We start from the raw sequence: 15,076 nt of genomic DNA on the forward strand, positions 1-15,076 counted from the left end.
GCAGGTGTGTCATGCAGAAACAAGGATACTGGGGTTATATCTTCACATTGCCGTTTGTCATCAATGTCGTGGTTTTTCTCTTATTTCCGATCTTATTCTCCACGTATATTTCCTTCACGGAGTGGGATTTGTTTAACCCGCCGCGGTGGATCGGGCTGGACAACTGGGTGCGGGTCCTGAACAAGCACGAGTTCTGGGTGTCCATTCGGAACGTGTTTGTGTTTGCGCTCATCTTCGTGCCGATTCAGACGTTAATGGCATTCGTGATCGCATTCATGCTGAATCAGGCCATCCGGGCCAAGGGCTTGTTCCGGCTGTTCTATTTCCTCCCCGTCGTGACTCCGTGGATCGCGGGCGGCGTGGTCTGGGTGTGGATGTTCAACTATCAATACGGCGTGATTAACTGGGTGCTGGAGTCTGTCGGCCTTGCCCCCGTTAAATGGATTGACAGCAGCCATTGGCTGATGGTCATCTCCAGCATCGCGATCGTTCAGGTATGGAAGGGCGTGGGCCAATCCATGATCATGATTCTGGCCGGCATGCAGAACGTTCCGAAAGAGGTGCTGGAAGCCTCGCAAATTGATGGCGCCAATGGCTGGAAGCAGCTGACGAAGGTGGTGTTCCCGATGGTGACGCCGATGGTGTATCTCGTCATGATTTTGTCTACCATCTCGGCATTCCAGGCATTCGACGTGTTCCTCGGTCTGTTCGGCTCCATCACCACGGGCATACCGGAGAGAAATATGGTGCCGAATCTGCTGGTGTACCGGGACGCGTTCCTGCTCTTCAAAATGGGACCAGCATCGGCAACGGCCTGGCTGCTGTTTGTCATCATCCTGGGCTTCACGTTGTTCCAGAAGTATTTCGAGAAAAAGTGGGTGCACTATGACTAAGACGACTCACCCCTTGCTTAAGGTGCTGATGTACCTGCTGCTGATTGCCGGTGCGGTTTTCATGGTGTTCCCGTTCATATGGATGCTGTCCACGTCGTTGAAGACGGTTGGCGCCATCTCGCAGATGCCGCCGCAGCTCATCCCGAATCCGCTGAATTGGGATAACTATGTGACGATATGGAATAAAGTCGACTTCGGCCGATATACCTTGAACAGCTTTTTCATCGTTTCGATCGAGATGGTGGGATCCTTGGTCTCCAGCGCTTTCGTGGCCTTCGGGCTGGCGATGTTTACCTTTCGGCTGCGGGGGCTCATCTATATGATCATGCTGGCTACCCTAATGATTCCGTCGCAAGTGACCATGATCCCGACCTATTTCATCTGGAAGGAATTCGGGGCGTTGAATTCGTATTACCCTTTGATCGTGCCCAGCTTCCTGGGCGGGGCGTTCGGTATTTTCTTAATGCATCAGTTCATTAAATCCTTGCCCAAAGAGCTGTATGAATCGGCTACGATCGACGGCTGCAGCCCGCCGGGCATATTCTTCAAAATTTATCTGCCGCTGTGCAAGCCGGCGCTGGCCGCGCTGGGCGTATTCACCTTCATGGGCGCGTGGAACAACACGCTGGGCCCGCTGATTTACCTGCAAGACAAGGAATTGTACACATTGCCGCTCGGCTTGCTCTACCTGAAATCGGAGAACGTCAATCAAGCGCTGTTGATGGCGGGGGCCGTTATTACGACGCTGCCGGTCGTCATCGTCTATCTGTTCGCGCAGAAGCAATTTGTTCAAGGCATCGCTTCGACAGGGATGAAAGGCTGAAGGAGGAACTTACGACATGAAGAAGTACGTGCTGGTCGGCGCTGGATCGAGAGCGCTGTATATGTTTGCTAAACCGATGGTTACCGACTGGAGAGGCGTCCTTGCCTTTAAAGGCGTGTATGATGCCAATCCGGTGCGGGCGCGCTTTCTGAGCGAGGAGTGCGGGGGAATCCCCGTCTACGATGATTTTGACGGAATGATCACCGCCGCGAAGCCGGATGTCGTGATCGTGGCGAGTACGGATTACACGCATCATACCTATATCGTGAAAGCCTTGAGGGCAGGCTGCGACGTCATTAGCGAGAAGCCGATGACGATTGACGAAGACAAGTGCCGAGAGATTCTGCAGGCGGAGTCGGAGAGCGGCAAGAAGGTGACGGTCACGTTCAACCTTCGGTTTGCGCCATATTTTGCGACCGTGAAGGAACTGCTGCTGCAAGGAGTCATCGGAGATGTTTACCATATTGATCTGGAGTGGTTTCTGGACCGCCGGCATGGCGCGGACTATTTCCGCAGATGGCATGCCGAGATGAAGAACAGCGGCGGGCTGCTGGTTCACAAGTCAACGCATCACTTCGACATCGTGAACTGGTGGATGAATAGCCGTCCCGTGGAAGTTCATGCGTTTGGGACGAGACGGGTGTACGGGGACGACCGGCAGGACCATGGAGAACGATGCCTGACCTGCCACTGGAAAGACGAGTGCGAGTTTTATATGGATATCGAAAAGGATCCGTTTCTTGAAAAATACTATCGCGAGGCGGAAGGAGCCGACGGCTATTTGCGGGACCGCTGCCTGTTTGACGGCCGGATCGACATTTATGACACGATGTCGGTCAATGTCCGGTACGACAATGATGCGATGCTGACTTATTCCCTCGTCGCCTATAGCCCGTATGAGGGCTGGCGCGCCGCGATCAACGGCAGCAAAGGACGGATTGAGGTCTCGAATGTATACAGCAACGCGGATATGAAGCAAGGGGAAGACAGCTGGATTCATATTTTCAGAGCCGATGGCACGGAAGAGCTGGTCGAGGTCAATACATCGGCCGCCGGTCACGGCGGCGGGGATGCGAAGCTGCGCAAGGCGCTGTTCGAAGGCGGGATCGAAGATCCGCTAGGTCAACAAGCCGACAGCTCGGTAGGCGCCGAATCCCTTCTGATCGGCGCCACGGCCAATCGCTCCATTGCCGAAGGCCGGGCGATGAAGCTTCCGGACGTTTCCCCGACGCTCGTCAACAGGAGTTCATCGAGATGAACAGCGTTCAGGAACTGGAGCAGTATGTCTGCACGTTATACGACACGCGGGATCAGTTGAAAGCGCATGTGTTCGAGCGTTCCGATGCCGCATTTGCCGCCGGGGATGCTATCCGCGATTCCATCGTCACGGCCGAGGCGGCAAGAAAGCGGCAGGAGGACATCAAGGCGGCCTTCCTGAGGTCCATCGGCGGTTTTCCCGATGCATTCGCGAACCCGGAAAGGGAGGAAGGGGCGGCATTCGGGGAGGAAACATCGCCTGACAGCTCACCGCTTAAGGAACGTTCGCGCTGGTCGGCGGGGGACGCCGGCAACATGTCAGGTGGCAGAACCGATTCCCTTCTTAACGGACGCACAACGGGAAGCATTCGCGGAACCGGATTTCAAGTAGAGAAGGTTATGTTCGAGTCCCTCCCGGGGTATGATGTCACGTCGAATCTGTATCTGCCCGATCACCGGGAAGAACGCTCCGCGGCCGTCCTGTTTCTGAGCGGGCACGAGCTGGGGGCGAAGCAAGATGCCTATTATCAGCGCGTCATCCAGCACTTCGTCCGGGCGGGCATCATCGTGCTGGCCATCGATCCGATCGGGCAGGGCGAGCGCCTTAGCCTTCATGATTTCGAGGATCGGGCAGGGAGCGTCATATGGGGAACGAAGGAGCATCAGCAGTACGGCGTTCAGTGCCATATGCTCGGCGACAGCGTAGCCCGATATTTCGTTCACGATGCCATGCGTGCCATCGACTACTTGTGCGAACGGCCCGAGGTCGATCCGTCGCGGATCGGCGTAACGGGAAATTCCGGCGGCGGAACGCAGACGGCCATGATGATGGTCTGCGATGAACGCATTGCGGCGGCGGCTCCCGCCACCTTCATCATGAACCGGCAGCTGTACATGCATGCCGGCGGCGTGCAGGATGCCGAGCAGGTATGGTCGGGCCTGTCCGGACTGGGTTACGACCATGAGGATCTGCTCATCGCTTTTGCGCCGAAGCCGCTGATCGTGTTGGCGGCGGAATACGATTTTTTCCCGATTGAAGGCACGCGGCGCACCGTTGATCGCTGCAGGCGTTTCTGGGAGCTGCTCGGTCACCCGGGCGACCTGCAGCTTGTGACCGACGCCTCGACGCACCGCTATACGGATCGGCTGGCCGCGGCGGCCGCGGCATTTTTCGTCCGGCATCTCGAGGTGAAGGCTGTTCCCAACAATGCCATGAAGATCGAGGCGCTGCCTCCGGAACAACTATGGTGCAGTCCCGGCGGTCAGGTGTACCGGGATAAGGCGGACGGAAGGACGATCCGGGACTTCAATGCCGATCGCTGCGACCAGCTGGCAGCAGCCCTGTTCGCTGCTGCCGACGCAGCAAAGACAGGATCAAGCAAGGCAGTGGCTGCAGGAGAAGATTTACGCCTCCCGGAAGCCTTGCGAATTGAACCCGCGCATCATTGGGCTGGGCGCAGTGGAGGGCCTTGAGGTCGATTATCGCTTGTGGTGGTCGCAGGAGGGCATCATGAACAGCGGTTATGTATTCCGACTGGCCGAGGATACAGCCGAACGAAGGCGGCCGCTGACCGTTGCCGTTTGGCGGGGAGGGACCCGCCAGCTGAAAGCGCATTGGGCCTGGATTCAGGAAACCTGCCGATCCGGCCGCGCCGTGCTGGTGCTGAACACGTCCGGGGTCGGTCCTCATGAGCCCTATCCGATCTATGGTAAGCCCGCGCGTTCTTATTTTGGGGTGCTGCATAAGCTTGCCGATGATTTGATCTGGCTTGGGGACAGTTTGGCTGCGCTGCGCACGTACGATGTCGTCCGGTGCATGGAGGTTATCTCCCACTTTGATGAGTGGCAGGCGGGAGCGGTCCCGTTCTATACGGTAGGTCGGGAAGGGTTGTATGTGCAGCTTGCCGCGGAGGTTGACCATAGAATCGGCGCGATTACAGCCATTCATCCTGTGAGCAGCGCAGCCGATCTGGTCAGGGCTCGGCAGCTTGAGGAGGAGGAAGCGATGAGCGTCGTGTTTCCCGGCATTTTCAAGATGCTTGATCCCTCCGAGCTGAACGAACCACGGGTAGAATATCGCGGGCAACTAGAGGGAAAGGATGTGGAAGGACATGAGTAAACCAAAACCACTAACGGTCACGCTGGTCGGAGCCGGCCTTCGCGGCATGATTTACAGCGGATATGCGCTCCAGCGACCGGAGGAGATGCAGATTGTTGCCGTTGCCGATCCGGATGAGGTGCGGCGCAGCCGCTGCCAAGCGAAGTTCGGGATAGCGGATGAGCAATGCTTTGCAAGCTGGGATGAGCTGTTTGCCGGACCCCGTCAATCGGATGCGGTCTTCATCTGCACGAGGGACCGGGACCACTATGAGCCGACCATGAAGGCGTTGGCAGCCGGGTATCATGTGCTGCTGGAAAAGCCGATGTCCCCGGAGTGGCAGGAATGCATCGATATGGGCCGGCAGGCGGAAGCCTTCGACCGTACGTTAACGATTTGCCATGTTCTCCGGTATGCGCCTTTTTTCCAAGAGCTTAAACGGCTGCTCGATGAAGGACGAATCGGCCGCCTGATGTCGATCCAGCACAACGAGAACGTCGGCTATTGGCACCAGGCCCACTCGTATGTGCGGGGATATTTCAATAACAGCGAGTCATCCAGCCCAATGATTTTGGCCAAATCCTGCCATGACTTGGACATCATGCAATGGCTGGCGGGAGGCCGATGCCTAAGCGTGGCCTCCTATGGCCACCTGTCGCATTTCCGTCCGGAGTCGGCTCCGCCCGGCGCGCCGAAGCGCTGCCTGGATGGATGCCCGGTATCGCACGAATGCCAGTACTATGCGCCGAATACGTATTTGATCGAGAATGCGGGCTGGAAAGGCGAGGCTGCGAGCAACGACCCGAGTTACGAAGCGCGTTACCAAGCGATGCTGGAGGGTCCTTTTGGCCGGTGCGTGTACCACTGCGATAACGACGTCGTGGATCATCAGGTCGTCAGCATGGAGTTCGAGCATGACATTACGGCGGTGTTCACGATGAGCGCGTTCACGGAGAAATGCAACCGTACCATCAAGCTAATGGGCACCGAAGGCGAAATACGGGCCACGATGGAGACTAATGAGATCGAGATCCGCCGTTTCGGCAGCGTCAAGCAGGAAGTGATCCAGCTCGTCGATCCGGAAGGCCATGTAGGCCATGGTGGCGGGGATATGCGTTTGATCGCCGATTTTGTGAAGTCGGTTCAATCCAAGGGACAGCATAACAGCACAACCTCTGCCCAAGCATCGATCCAGAGTCATCTGATGGCGTTTGCCGCCGAGCGTTCCCGCGTAGAAAAACGCATGGTGAGGCTGGAGGAATTTATGAATAGCGGCGTTCTGGCCTAATGGCTTACATTTCTACAATGTTGTACAACAAGGAGGAATTATCATTATGCAGTTGAACATCTTGGAACATGCGGATCAGGCAGGCTTGGAGGCGGCCCGCGCTTGCGAGGCGATTCTCCGCGATACAATCGCGGAGAAAGGAAAAGCGCGAATCGTCCTGTCGACGGGCGCGTCGCAGTTTGAGTTTTTGTCGCACTTCGTGAAGCTGAATCTGGAATGGGAACGAATCGAAATGTTCCATTTGGACGAATACATCGCGCTGCCGGAATCCCATCCGGCGAGCTTTCGCAAGTACTTGAAGGAGCGCTTCCTGAAATATGCGAGCGTCGGCCAAGCTTGGCTCATCAACGGGGAGGGCGATCCCGAGGAAACGGTGAAGCGGCTGAACGAGGAAATCGTCAAAGCGCCCGTGGATTTGGCCCTGATCGGGATCGGGGAGAATGCGCATATTGCCTTTAATGATCCGCCGGCCGATTTTGATAACGATTCGCCTTATACGATCGTGAATCTCAGCGATACCTGCAAGAGCCAGCAGGTAAGGGAAGGCTGGTTTGCATCGAATGAGGAAGTGCCCAAACAGGCGATTACGATGACGGTCAAGCAGATTTTGAAGAGCCGCCATATCGTATCGGTCGTGCCTCATCAGGCGAAAGCGGCAGCCATTCAAAATACGATTCAAGGCGGGGTCGATAACCGGGTGCCGGCTACCATCCTGAAGACGCATTCCAGCTGGATGCTGTATCTGGATAAAGCATCGGCAGCGCCGATATATCAATGGGCTTAGGCTGGGGGCACCTATGATGTGGCGTGGAAAGCTCCCGCACACCGGCGAGCCGGTTGAGGTAGAGTCGTCAGACGGACGGATCGCGGCCATACGACGGTTAGGTCAGGGGGATAAGACGGCGTTGCTGCCCTGGATCAGCAGCGGCTGGATCGATGTGCAGGTCAACGGCTTCGGCGGATACGATTTGAATGGAACCGTGACGTCGCAAAGCGACATTGAAGGCGTGACGCGGGCGCTGCATCGGTGCGGGGTCGCCGCCTACTTGCCGACGGTCATCACGGGCAGCTACGACCGGATGCGTCAAGCATTTCAGGCATTGTCCAAGTATGCCGGGTCCAAGCAGTTCGGGAGCGCCTCGATAGTCGGCATTCATATGGAAGGCCCCTATCTTTCCGATGAAGACGGCAGTCGCGGGGCGCATCCGAGGGAGTATATCCGGAATCCGGATTGGGATGAGTTTCAACGGCTTCAGGATGCGGCTGACGGGCTTATCCGGATGGTGACACTCGCGCCGGAGCGCGAAGGCTCGGTTCCATTTATAGAGAAGGTAGTCAAGGCAGGTGTTATCGTCGCGATCGGGCATACGATGGCAACCGGCGAGCAGATCGATCGGGCGGTGCAGGCAGGGGCAACGGTTTCGACGCATCTGGGGAACGGCTCGCAGCCCGTTTTGCCGCGCCACCCCAACTATATCTGGCACCAGCTGGCGGACGACCGGTTATGGGCCACCTTTATACCGGACGGCCACCATCTGGCGCCCCCTGTGCTGAAAGCGATGCTGCGGGCAAAACGGAACAAAGCGGTGCTTGTCAGCGATGCCGTCATGTTCGGCGGCATGGCTCCCGGAAGGTACAGCAGCCTCATCGGAGGCGAAGTCGAGCTGACGGCGGACGGGCGCCTGCATACGGTAGCGAATCCGGCGATACTGGCCGGATCCGCTTCTTCGCTGGAGGTTGGCATTGCGAATGCGATTCGCTATACGGATATGACGCTGGCGGAAGCAGTAAGCGCGGTCACGGTCCGCCCGGCTATGGTGCTGGATATGCCGCAGTTGGGCGGGCTTGCGCTCGGGAGCCCGGCGAACCTGACGCTGTTCGACTGCGATACGGACGGATCGGGCATGATGGTCCGGGAGACCGTTGTAGCGGGCGAGAGGGTGTACGGTCCTGTTTGATGAAGCAACACAAAAAAACCATCCCTGTCGAGCGTTCATTGCGCCAGCTCGCACGGGGATGGTTTTTCTTTTGATGTTATTTTTCGATATGCTCCACGAACCAGCGGACGATGTGGCTGAGGCGCCGGACCCGCAGGTGCGGATTGCCGCTGCGGGACAGGTTATGGTCCGCGCCGGGGAAGCGAATCAGCTGGGTTTCACGGCCCAGTCGCTTCAAGGCGATAAACAGCTGTTCTCCCTGCTCGATCGGGCAGCGGAGGTCCTGTTCGCCGTGAAGGATAAGCAGCGGCGTGCTGACATTCTTCACGTAAGCGAGCGGGGAGTGCTTCCACAGCTTGTCGAGATCGTCCCAAGGATTGCCCCAGATTTGATCCTGGGTAAAGGTATAGCCGATATCGCTGACGCCGTAGAAGGAAATCCAGTTCGATATCGAGCGCTGGGTTACCGCAGCTTGGAACCGGTCGGTATGACCGACGATCCAGTTGGTCATGAAGCCGCCGTAACTGCCGCCGGTCACGCCGAGACGGGAAGCGTCGATATAAGTGTAGGTATTCACAACATAATCCACGGCTTCCATCAGATCCTGGTAATCCCGCCCGCCGTAATCGCCTCTGACGGTATTGACGTGGACTTGACCGTATCCATGGCCGCCCCGCGGGTTGGTATAGAAAACGGCATAGCCGGCTGCTGCCAGCAGCTGGAACTCATGCATAAACGTGTGTCCGTACATGGCTTGCGGACCGCCATGAATCTCCAGCACGGCCGGGACCTTGGAGCCTTCCGCGAAGCCGGCAGGCTTCATGATCCAGCCTTGGATCGGCCAGCCGTCCGACGTACGGAACGTAAAGGACTCCGGCGTGCTTAACGTAAGCTCGTTCCACAGCTCCTCATTGCAGTTCGTCAGACGGCGTTCCTCGTTGCTGCCTGTAGTGAAGCTGAACAGATCGCCCGGCTGCAGCGGGTCGGCAGCGGCAAATACCACGTTCTCTTCCGGTGTCAGTGCGAATTGGTACACCTCGCGTTCACCTGCCACCACCAGCTCGAAGGAGGAGCCGTCCAAGGCAAAACGTCCAATATGGACGCCCCCATCCTGGCTGAGCTGGACGTAAACCGATCGACCGTCCTTGCTGAACAGGGGAGGCGTTCCCGCCCCAGCTCTCATGTCGCTGACAGCGGCGTGCCCGAGCTGAACGTCCATGTCCGTGAAGAGGACGCGGGCTTCTCCGCCCGAGAGCGGAACCAGGCGGATTTTGGTCAGCGTGGCAAACCCGCAGCTGAGATCGCTGGCAAGCATGAGTACATGCTGCCCGTCCGGGGTGAACGCAATGGAACCGATCGAGAGGGTTCCGTCCGTGATTTCGGTTACCGATCCGCTGGACAGGTCCATGACAAACACATCGTTCGTCAAGCGAAGATCCGGGTCCGGGAAATGCTCCGTGGCGAGGGTGCTGCTGTATGCGATGCTGCCGCCGTCTGGTGACCAGGCAAAGGCATATACGTCAAAATCGCCTTCGGTGATTGGTTTGCATTCTTCCGTAGCCGGATTCACGATAAATAGATGATGTCGGCGGTCATTCCATAATCCGGGGCCATCGGCTTTATATTTAATGCGGTTAATGATTTTTTCTTCCGGCAGCTTGTGCTTGTCGTCTTTGTCTTTCTCTTCGCTTTCGGTAGATTCAGCCGCTTCGGCTTCGCTCCGAACCAGCAGACGCGAGCTGTCCGGCGACCATTTAAATGCGCTGACGCCGTGCTTCAGGTCGGTAGCGGGGCGGGCTTCCCCTCCGTTGGCAGGCATGATCCATACCTGTGGCTTATCGCCCTTTTTGCGCAAGAAGGCAAGCTCAGACCCGTCGGGGGACCAAGCGGGTGCTGCATCGGCTTCGCCGGAAGTGAAGGGAATATCCTGAGCGCCCCCTGCGGGAAGCAGGCGGATATGGGAACGGTAACCGTCGTGCTTTTCGCTCACGGACTTATGTACATAGGCTATGGCCCCGCTTGCGGGGGATACGACAGGGTCATTCACCCAGTGCATCCGGTACAAATCCTCGGGCGTTATAAGTCGCTTATCAGTCATGAATCATCCTCCTAATCTTCTTGTGTGAGTTAAACCTCATTATCCCAGATAATGGCATGGAAATCTAGATAAAATAGAGGGTGAGGATGTGAACGTTTCGATCCAAATGCTAGTAAAACAGAGGAGGATTTACAATAATTCTAGGCTGTAATCGAGGATTTGGAGACAGAGAAGAGCTTGTTATTCTTCAACTGGTCAATTTATGACATGAACCGTGCCCGAGAATCTCGATAGGTGTCCCCTTCTCTTTTTGTTATAATTGAGATAGACTCTCAATTAGGAGTATGCAAATAAGACCAATTATATAGAGCTCGGGAGGAAATCAAATATGAACGTAAGTGAAGCTATCCGCACGCGCCGCAGCCTTGGCAAGGTCAAGCCTGACGCCGTACCGCAGGAGTTGATCGAACAGATCGTCGAAGCAGGAACCTGGGCGCCGAACCACAAGCTGACGGAGCCGTGGAAATTCTTTGTCATGCAAGGGGAAGGCCGCGACGTGCTCGGCAATGCCCTGGGGGATATTCAGGTGGCCGGCGGCGACGATACGAGCGAAGAGGCCGTGAACGCAGCGCGCGAATCGGGACGTACGAAGGCGTACCGCGCTCCGGTCGTCATCGGTGTGGCGGTTGAGCCGTCGACGGATCCGAAGGTGATTGAGCTGGAAGAGTACGGAGCGGTATTCGCCGGCATCCAGAACATGCTGCTGCAAATTCATGAGCTGGGTCTTGGCGCCGTGTGGAGAACCGGCGAGCCGTGTTTCCACGCGTTGATGAACCAAGCGTTCGGATTGAAGCCTGACGATAAAATGCTGGGTTTCCTGTACATCGGATATCCGGACATGGAGCCGAAGCAGGGGAAACGTCAACCGGCCGCAAACAAGACGGTATGGCTGAATAGTGCTGCAGACCTGTAGTTGATCTATCCCCGGCCGTAAAAATCCGGTATAATGACCCTAAGTTTATCGAAGGGTGCTGGGCATCCGGGGATTGACACTAGGGGAGTGTACATGGATGAAATTTCGGTTTAAACAGTGGGATCTGGGGAGCAAATTTATTTTTATCGCAACCTGTTTGGCGATAGCCTCTTTCTTTTTTAAATGGCTGGATATCGGCGTGGCTGCGGAGAACGGCTTTATGCAGGGCGGCGTGTTGTTCATCGTATGTTTCATCTATCCGTTTTTGAAAGTGGTTCGCGAGAAGAAGATGAACAAGCTGATTGCCTACGCCTTTGCGCTGGTCGCTATTTTCCTGACCATGATGTACGTGTCGTCCAAGACCATTGATTTTTTTGGAGAGACGATCAGAGGAGCGGCCGCTGGGCCGTATCTGTTTCTGGCGGCATGCGGGCTGCTGACCTTCGGTATTTTTAGACGCAAGGTTTAAAACGATAGGTTACATGCAAATGCCGTAACGATTAATAAAGGGCCGAGCCTATAGCAGCATGCTGCCCATAGGACGGCCCTTTTTGGCGATGAATGATGGGATTAGTTAAAAAATGTCCGCAGCCCTTGCAAGGGCTGTAACGTTGAGCGGGATACTGGGATTTTGATATACTGGAATAAGCGGCCAAATCCGCTGCATTACATAAACAGGAGGGATTTCAGAATGGCCAATCAAACTTTTACCGATGGACCTACTTTGAATGACGGCGTAAAAATGCCGTGGCTGGGCCTTGGCGTATGGAAGACCAAAGAAGGCGAAGAGGTTATTCAGTCCGTAAAATCAGCAATCGCTGCAGGGTACCGCAGCATCGATACCGCTGCCATCTACGGCAATGAAGAGGGCGTAGGGCAAGCCATTCGCGAATCCGGAGTTTCGCGGGACGAGCTGTTCATCACCACCAAGGTATGGAACGATGACCAGGGTTATGAGAAGACGCTGCAAGCTTTTGAGACGAGCCGCAAGAAGCTAGGGCTGGATATCGTTGATTTATATCTCGTGCACTGGCCGGGTAAAGATAAATACCTCGAGACGTGGAAGGCATTGATTCATCTGCAAAAAGAAGGCCTCGTTCGTTCCATTGGCGTCAGCAATTTCCAAATCCGCCACCTGCAGCATATCATTGAGGATACCGGCGTGGTACCTGTCGTCAACCAAGTGGAATTGCATCCGCTGCTTTCCCAGAAGGAGCTGCTGGGCTATGCACGCGAGAATCATATCGTTCTGGAAGCTTGGAGCCCGTTGATGCAGGGCAACCTCGATCAACCGGCACTCGCGCAGATCGCGGAAAAATACGGAAAAACCACGGCGCAAGTCATTCTGCGCTGGGACATTCAGAACGGCGTCATCGTCATTCCGAAATCGATTAAAGATCATCGGATCCGTGAAAACGCCGGCATCTTCGAATTCGAGCTTTCCGCAGAAGATATGGCGGCCATTGACGGCTTGAACCAAAACAAACGTTTCGGCTCCAACCCGGATGAGTTCCTGTTCTAAATTTCGTTTTCATATAAAAAAGCGAGCACCAACCCTGAGTGAGGGAAGTGCTCGCTTTTTTTGCGTATTCAATAGCAGGTGGAAAGCCCCCTTGGCATTATCGTCCTTCCTGGTCGTCCTCGGGAAACAACGGCTCGCCGATCGTGCCGATCTTCCCATGCACCAGGTCCTCATGCAGCCGTCTTAACCAGTTCAGGTCGGTCTTGGCGTGCTCATACATCCCGATCATCAGGTGCTGCGTGCTGCGGGGGACGATATGCTGATGCTCCACGTATAGTTGGTACGCCTGGTTCACCCGGTGTTCGGCTTCCCGGATCCGGGTCTGCAGGATCGGGGCCAGAACGGCGGGGTCTGCGTGGCGCGAGAAGGGCAGCGCCATATACAGCGGGTGGTGCACGGGCTCGATGTCCCTGAACTTTTTGAGCAGCAGCTGTTCAAAAAGCTTGCGTCCGGATTCCGTGATCCGGTAGATGGTTTTGTCCGGACGGCTGTCGCTTTGGATGGTTTCCACGGCCTCGATATATCCTTCCTTGGCGAGCCGGTCCACCGCGTAATAAAGGGAGCCCATCTGGAGCTTGGTATATTGATCCATGCCCCGGTCCTTCATCTTGATCCGGATCTCGTACGGATGATGGTCTCCTTCCAGCAGCAAGCCCAGGATGGCCAGCTTCATGGACATGCCATCAGGCTCCCTTGGCTTTGGCGGGGGCTTTGGCGGGAACGGTCACCCGTTCGTTGCCCATCATAAGGACGAACACAAGCGCCAGCACCGCCGGCACAAGCGCCCACATGAACGTGTTCGCGATGGAATCGGCCAATGAAGCCGTGATCTGTTCGCGCACGTTCGGTGGGAGCTGCCCCATCACTTCAGGCGAAAGGACGGCATCCGCGTTTAACTCGGCACCGGCCGGCGCGTTTCCTCCGGCTTCCGCGAGCCGGTTGTTCAGGCCGTTGCGCTGGATGATCCCGAAGATTGTAATCCCCACCGTCATGCCGAAGGAACGAAGGAAGGAGTTCGTCGATGTTGCCGCGCCCCGCTGTCTGGCATCAAAGTTATGGATGGAGGCCATGCTGAGCGTGGAGAACGAGAACCCGACGCCAAAGCCGGTCAGGACCATGAAGAGCGTTAACAGGTAGCGCGGCGTATCCGGGCTGATCGTGCTCAGGCAGAAAATGCCTGTGATAAAGCACAAGACGGACAGGATCATGATGTTTCTAAACGAAGTCCGGGTCGTCAGCATACCGCCGCCTTGGCTCCCGAATACGCTGCCCAGCATCATCGGCATCAGAATGAGGCCCGAATTGGTTGCGGATCCACCGTACACTCCGCTGACGAAGATCGGGATGTAGATGGTTGCCACGATAAACGTTGCTCCATAGAACAAGGCAACGATATTGCTTGAAGCAAACAGGCGTTTACGGAACATTTGGAATGAAATAATGGGTTCGGCTGCTCGGGTCTCTGCGAACAGAAACACGATAAACAAAGCAATGAATCCCCCGAACAAGCCCAGAATTTGCGGGGAATCCCATGCATAGGTTTGCCCGCCCAGCTCCAGACCGAACATCAAGCAGATGATCGCGCCAACAAGCGTCGCTGCCCCGGTCCAATCGATCTTCTGTTTGGCATGGGAACGCGATTCCTTGTAAGACGTCATAATGAAAATGAAGGATACGATCCCGATCGGAACGTTGACATAGAATATCCATTCCCAGCCGATGCTGTCGGTAATAAATGCACCCAGCAGCGGTCCCATAATGCTGGAGGTGCCGAATACGGCGCCGAGCAGACCTGTCATCTTGCCGCGCTTCTCCGGCGGGAACAGGTCAAACACGATGGTAAAGGCAATCGGCATAAGAGCACCGCCGCCGATTCCTTGAATCGCCCGGAAAATAATAAGCTCTGTCATATTGTTTGCCATCCCGCAGAGGGCGGAACCAATCAGGAAGACAACCAGTCCGAAGATAAAGAACCGCTTCCGTCCGTACATATCGGACAGCTTGCCGAATATCGGCGTGCCGGCCATAACGGCAACCATGTAGATCGAGGTTACCCAGACGACTTGGTCGAAGCCTTGAAGATCGCGGATAATCGTCGATAACGCGGTCGCTACAATCGTGTTATCGATGGCGGCCATGAAGATGCCGAGCAGCAATCCGGCCACGACCAATTTGATGTTGCTTTGTTGTGCATTCATGTTAAGGATACTCCTTTTCCTTATTCAACTATGTACATATTATTCAAAT

The 15,076-nt window shown here is 55.9% G+C and carries 14 protein-coding genes; 11 read left to right on the top strand and 3 right to left on the bottom strand.

Translation table 11 applies throughout. From position 1 onward, the window contains the following. Positions 1 to 11: 11 nt before the first annotated feature. The 8 genes from P0X86_RS02660 to P0X86_RS02695 are packed head-to-tail and all read left to right on the top strand — an operon-like array spanning position 12 to position 8,317. A complete protein-coding gene (locus P0X86_RS02660) occupies positions 12 to 893 on the top strand; it encodes a carbohydrate ABC transporter permease (protein ID WP_009591841.1) in 882 nt (293 codons plus the stop codon). Beyond that, the gene (locus P0X86_RS02665; protein ID WP_009591862.1) at positions 886 to 1,716 is read left to right on the top strand and encodes a carbohydrate ABC transporter permease; all 831 of its coding nucleotides are present in this window, start codon (positions 886 to 888) and stop codon (positions 1,714 to 1,716) included. Before P0X86_RS02660 ends, P0X86_RS02665 begins: the two co-directional genes overlap by 8 nt. 16 nt (positions 1,717 to 1,732) lie before the next feature. Continuing rightward, entirely contained in the window at positions 1,733 to 2,974 is a 1,242-nt protein-coding gene (locus P0X86_RS02670; RefSeq protein WP_277747711.1) for a Gfo/Idh/MocA family protein, read from the top strand. Continuing rightward, positions 2,971 to 4,446: an alpha/beta hydrolase family protein gene (locus tag P0X86_RS02675; protein WP_277747712.1), complete on the top strand. Its 1,476-nt coding sequence runs from the start codon at positions 2,971 to 2,973 to the stop codon at positions 4,444 to 4,446. The genes P0X86_RS02670 and P0X86_RS02675 overlap by 4 nt, the downstream gene beginning before the upstream one ends. Further along, positions 4,403 to 5,092: a hypothetical protein gene (locus tag P0X86_RS02680; protein WP_277747713.1), complete on the top strand. Its 690-nt coding sequence runs from the start codon at positions 4,403 to 4,405 to the stop codon at positions 5,090 to 5,092. Before P0X86_RS02675 ends, P0X86_RS02680 begins: the two co-directional genes overlap by 44 nt. Beyond that, positions 5,085 to 6,359: a Gfo/Idh/MocA family protein gene (locus P0X86_RS02685; protein WP_277747714.1), complete on the top strand. Its 1,275-nt coding sequence runs from the start codon at positions 5,085 to 5,087 to the stop codon at positions 6,357 to 6,359. Before P0X86_RS02680 ends, P0X86_RS02685 begins: the two co-directional genes overlap by 8 nt. Before the next feature lie 46 nt (positions 6,360 to 6,405). Then, the gene (locus P0X86_RS02690; protein WP_277747715.1) at positions 6,406 to 7,143 is read left to right on the top strand and encodes a glucosamine-6-phosphate deaminase; all 738 of its coding nucleotides are present in this window, start codon (positions 6,406 to 6,408) and stop codon (positions 7,141 to 7,143) included. A 13-nt stretch (positions 7,144 to 7,156) separates the two neighbouring features. Beyond that, positions 7,157 to 8,317 (top strand): N-acetylglucosamine-6-phosphate deacetylase, encoded by a 1,161-nt coding sequence (locus tag P0X86_RS02695; RefSeq protein ID WP_277747716.1) that lies wholly within the window; start codon positions 7,157 to 7,159, stop codon positions 8,315 to 8,317. A gap of 76 nt (positions 8,318 to 8,393) precedes the next feature. On the opposite strand, the gene P0X86_RS02700 is transcribed toward P0X86_RS02695, so the two are convergent. Next, a complete protein-coding gene (locus P0X86_RS02700; RefSeq protein ID WP_277747717.1) occupies positions 8,394 to 10,394 on the bottom strand; it encodes a S9 family peptidase in 2,001 nt (666 codons plus the stop codon). A gap of 328 nt (positions 10,395 to 10,722) precedes the next feature. On the opposite strand from P0X86_RS02700, the gene P0X86_RS02705 reads away from it, so the two are divergent. The 3 genes from P0X86_RS02705 to P0X86_RS02715 all read left to right on the top strand — a co-directional run bounded on the left by P0X86_RS02705 (position 10,723) and on the right by P0X86_RS02715 (position 12,829). Beyond that, complete coding sequence (locus P0X86_RS02705) at positions 10,723 to 11,307, top strand: nitroreductase family protein (RefSeq protein ID WP_012818767.1); 585 nt, start codon at positions 10,723 to 10,725, stop codon at positions 11,305 to 11,307. A 97-nt stretch (positions 11,308 to 11,404) separates the two neighbouring features. Continuing rightward, positions 11,405 to 11,776, top strand: coding sequence for a hypothetical protein (locus P0X86_RS02710; RefSeq protein ID WP_012818768.1), 372 nt, complete (start codon positions 11,405 to 11,407; stop codon positions 11,774 to 11,776). 222 nt (positions 11,777 to 11,998) lie between these two features. Further along, positions 11,999 to 12,829, top strand: coding sequence for an aldo/keto reductase (locus P0X86_RS02715; protein WP_277747718.1), 831 nt, complete (start codon positions 11,999 to 12,001; stop codon positions 12,827 to 12,829). Positions 12,830 to 12,926: 97 nt separating this feature from the next. On the opposite strand, the gene P0X86_RS02720 is transcribed toward P0X86_RS02715, so the two are convergent. After that, entirely contained in the window at positions 12,927 to 13,508 is a 582-nt protein-coding gene (locus tag P0X86_RS02720; RefSeq protein ID WP_277747719.1) for a PadR family transcriptional regulator, read from the bottom strand. A 4-nt stretch (positions 13,509 to 13,512) separates the two neighbouring features. Further along, on the bottom strand, positions 13,513 to 15,027 hold the full coding sequence (locus P0X86_RS02725; RefSeq protein ID WP_277747720.1) for an MDR family MFS transporter: 1,515 nt from the start codon (positions 15,025 to 15,027) through the stop codon (positions 13,513 to 13,515). Positions 15,028 to 15,076 lie beyond the last annotated feature (49 nt).

This window comes from Paenibacillus sp. BR1-192 (genome assembly GCF_029542445.1).
Taxonomy (GTDB): domain Bacteria; phylum Bacillota; class Bacilli; order Paenibacillales; family Paenibacillaceae; genus Paenibacillus_AQ; species Paenibacillus_AQ lautus_A.

What these genes read in the sequence shown, in the direction of transcription:
- P0X86_RS02685 (WP_277747714.1), top strand. Translation starts at nt 5,085, where the DNA reads ATGAGTAAACCAAAACCACTAACGGTCACGCTGGTCGGAGCCGGCCTT.
- P0X86_RS02705 (WP_012818767.1), top strand. Translation starts at nt 10,723, where the DNA reads ATGAACGTAAGTGAAGCTATCCGCACGCGCCGCAGCCTTGGCAAGGTC.
- P0X86_RS02720 (WP_277747719.1), bottom strand. Translation starts at nt 13,508, where the DNA reads ATGTCCATGAAGCTGGCCATCCTGGGCTTGCTGCTGGAAGGAGACCAT.
- P0X86_RS02700 (WP_277747717.1), bottom strand. Translation starts at nt 10,394, where the DNA reads ATGACTGATAAGCGACTTATAACGCCCGAGGATTTGTACCGGATGCAC.
- P0X86_RS02690 (WP_277747715.1), top strand. Translation starts at nt 6,406, where the DNA reads ATGCAGTTGAACATCTTGGAACATGCGGATCAGGCAGGCTTGGAGGCG.
- P0X86_RS02660 (WP_009591841.1), top strand. Translation starts at nt 12, where the DNA reads ATGCAGAAACAAGGATACTGGGGTTATATCTTCACATTGCCGTTTGTC.
- P0X86_RS02665 (WP_009591862.1), top strand. Translation starts at nt 886, where the DNA reads ATGACTAAGACGACTCACCCCTTGCTTAAGGTGCTGATGTACCTGCTG.
- P0X86_RS02695 (WP_277747716.1), top strand. Translation starts at nt 7,157, where the DNA reads ATGATGTGGCGTGGAAAGCTCCCGCACACCGGCGAGCCGGTTGAGGTA.
- P0X86_RS02675 (WP_277747712.1), top strand. Translation starts at nt 2,971, where the DNA reads ATGAACAGCGTTCAGGAACTGGAGCAGTATGTCTGCACGTTATACGAC.
- P0X86_RS02715 (WP_277747718.1), top strand. Translation starts at nt 11,999, where the DNA reads ATGGCCAATCAAACTTTTACCGATGGACCTACTTTGAATGACGGCGTA.
- P0X86_RS02670 (WP_277747711.1), top strand. Translation starts at nt 1,733, where the DNA reads ATGAAGAAGTACGTGCTGGTCGGCGCTGGATCGAGAGCGCTGTATATG.
- P0X86_RS02725 (WP_277747720.1), bottom strand. Translation starts at nt 15,027, where the DNA reads ATGAATGCACAACAAAGCAACATCAAATTGGTCGTGGCCGGATTGCTG.
- P0X86_RS02710 (WP_012818768.1), top strand. Translation starts at nt 11,405, where the DNA reads ATGAAATTTCGGTTTAAACAGTGGGATCTGGGGAGCAAATTTATTTTT.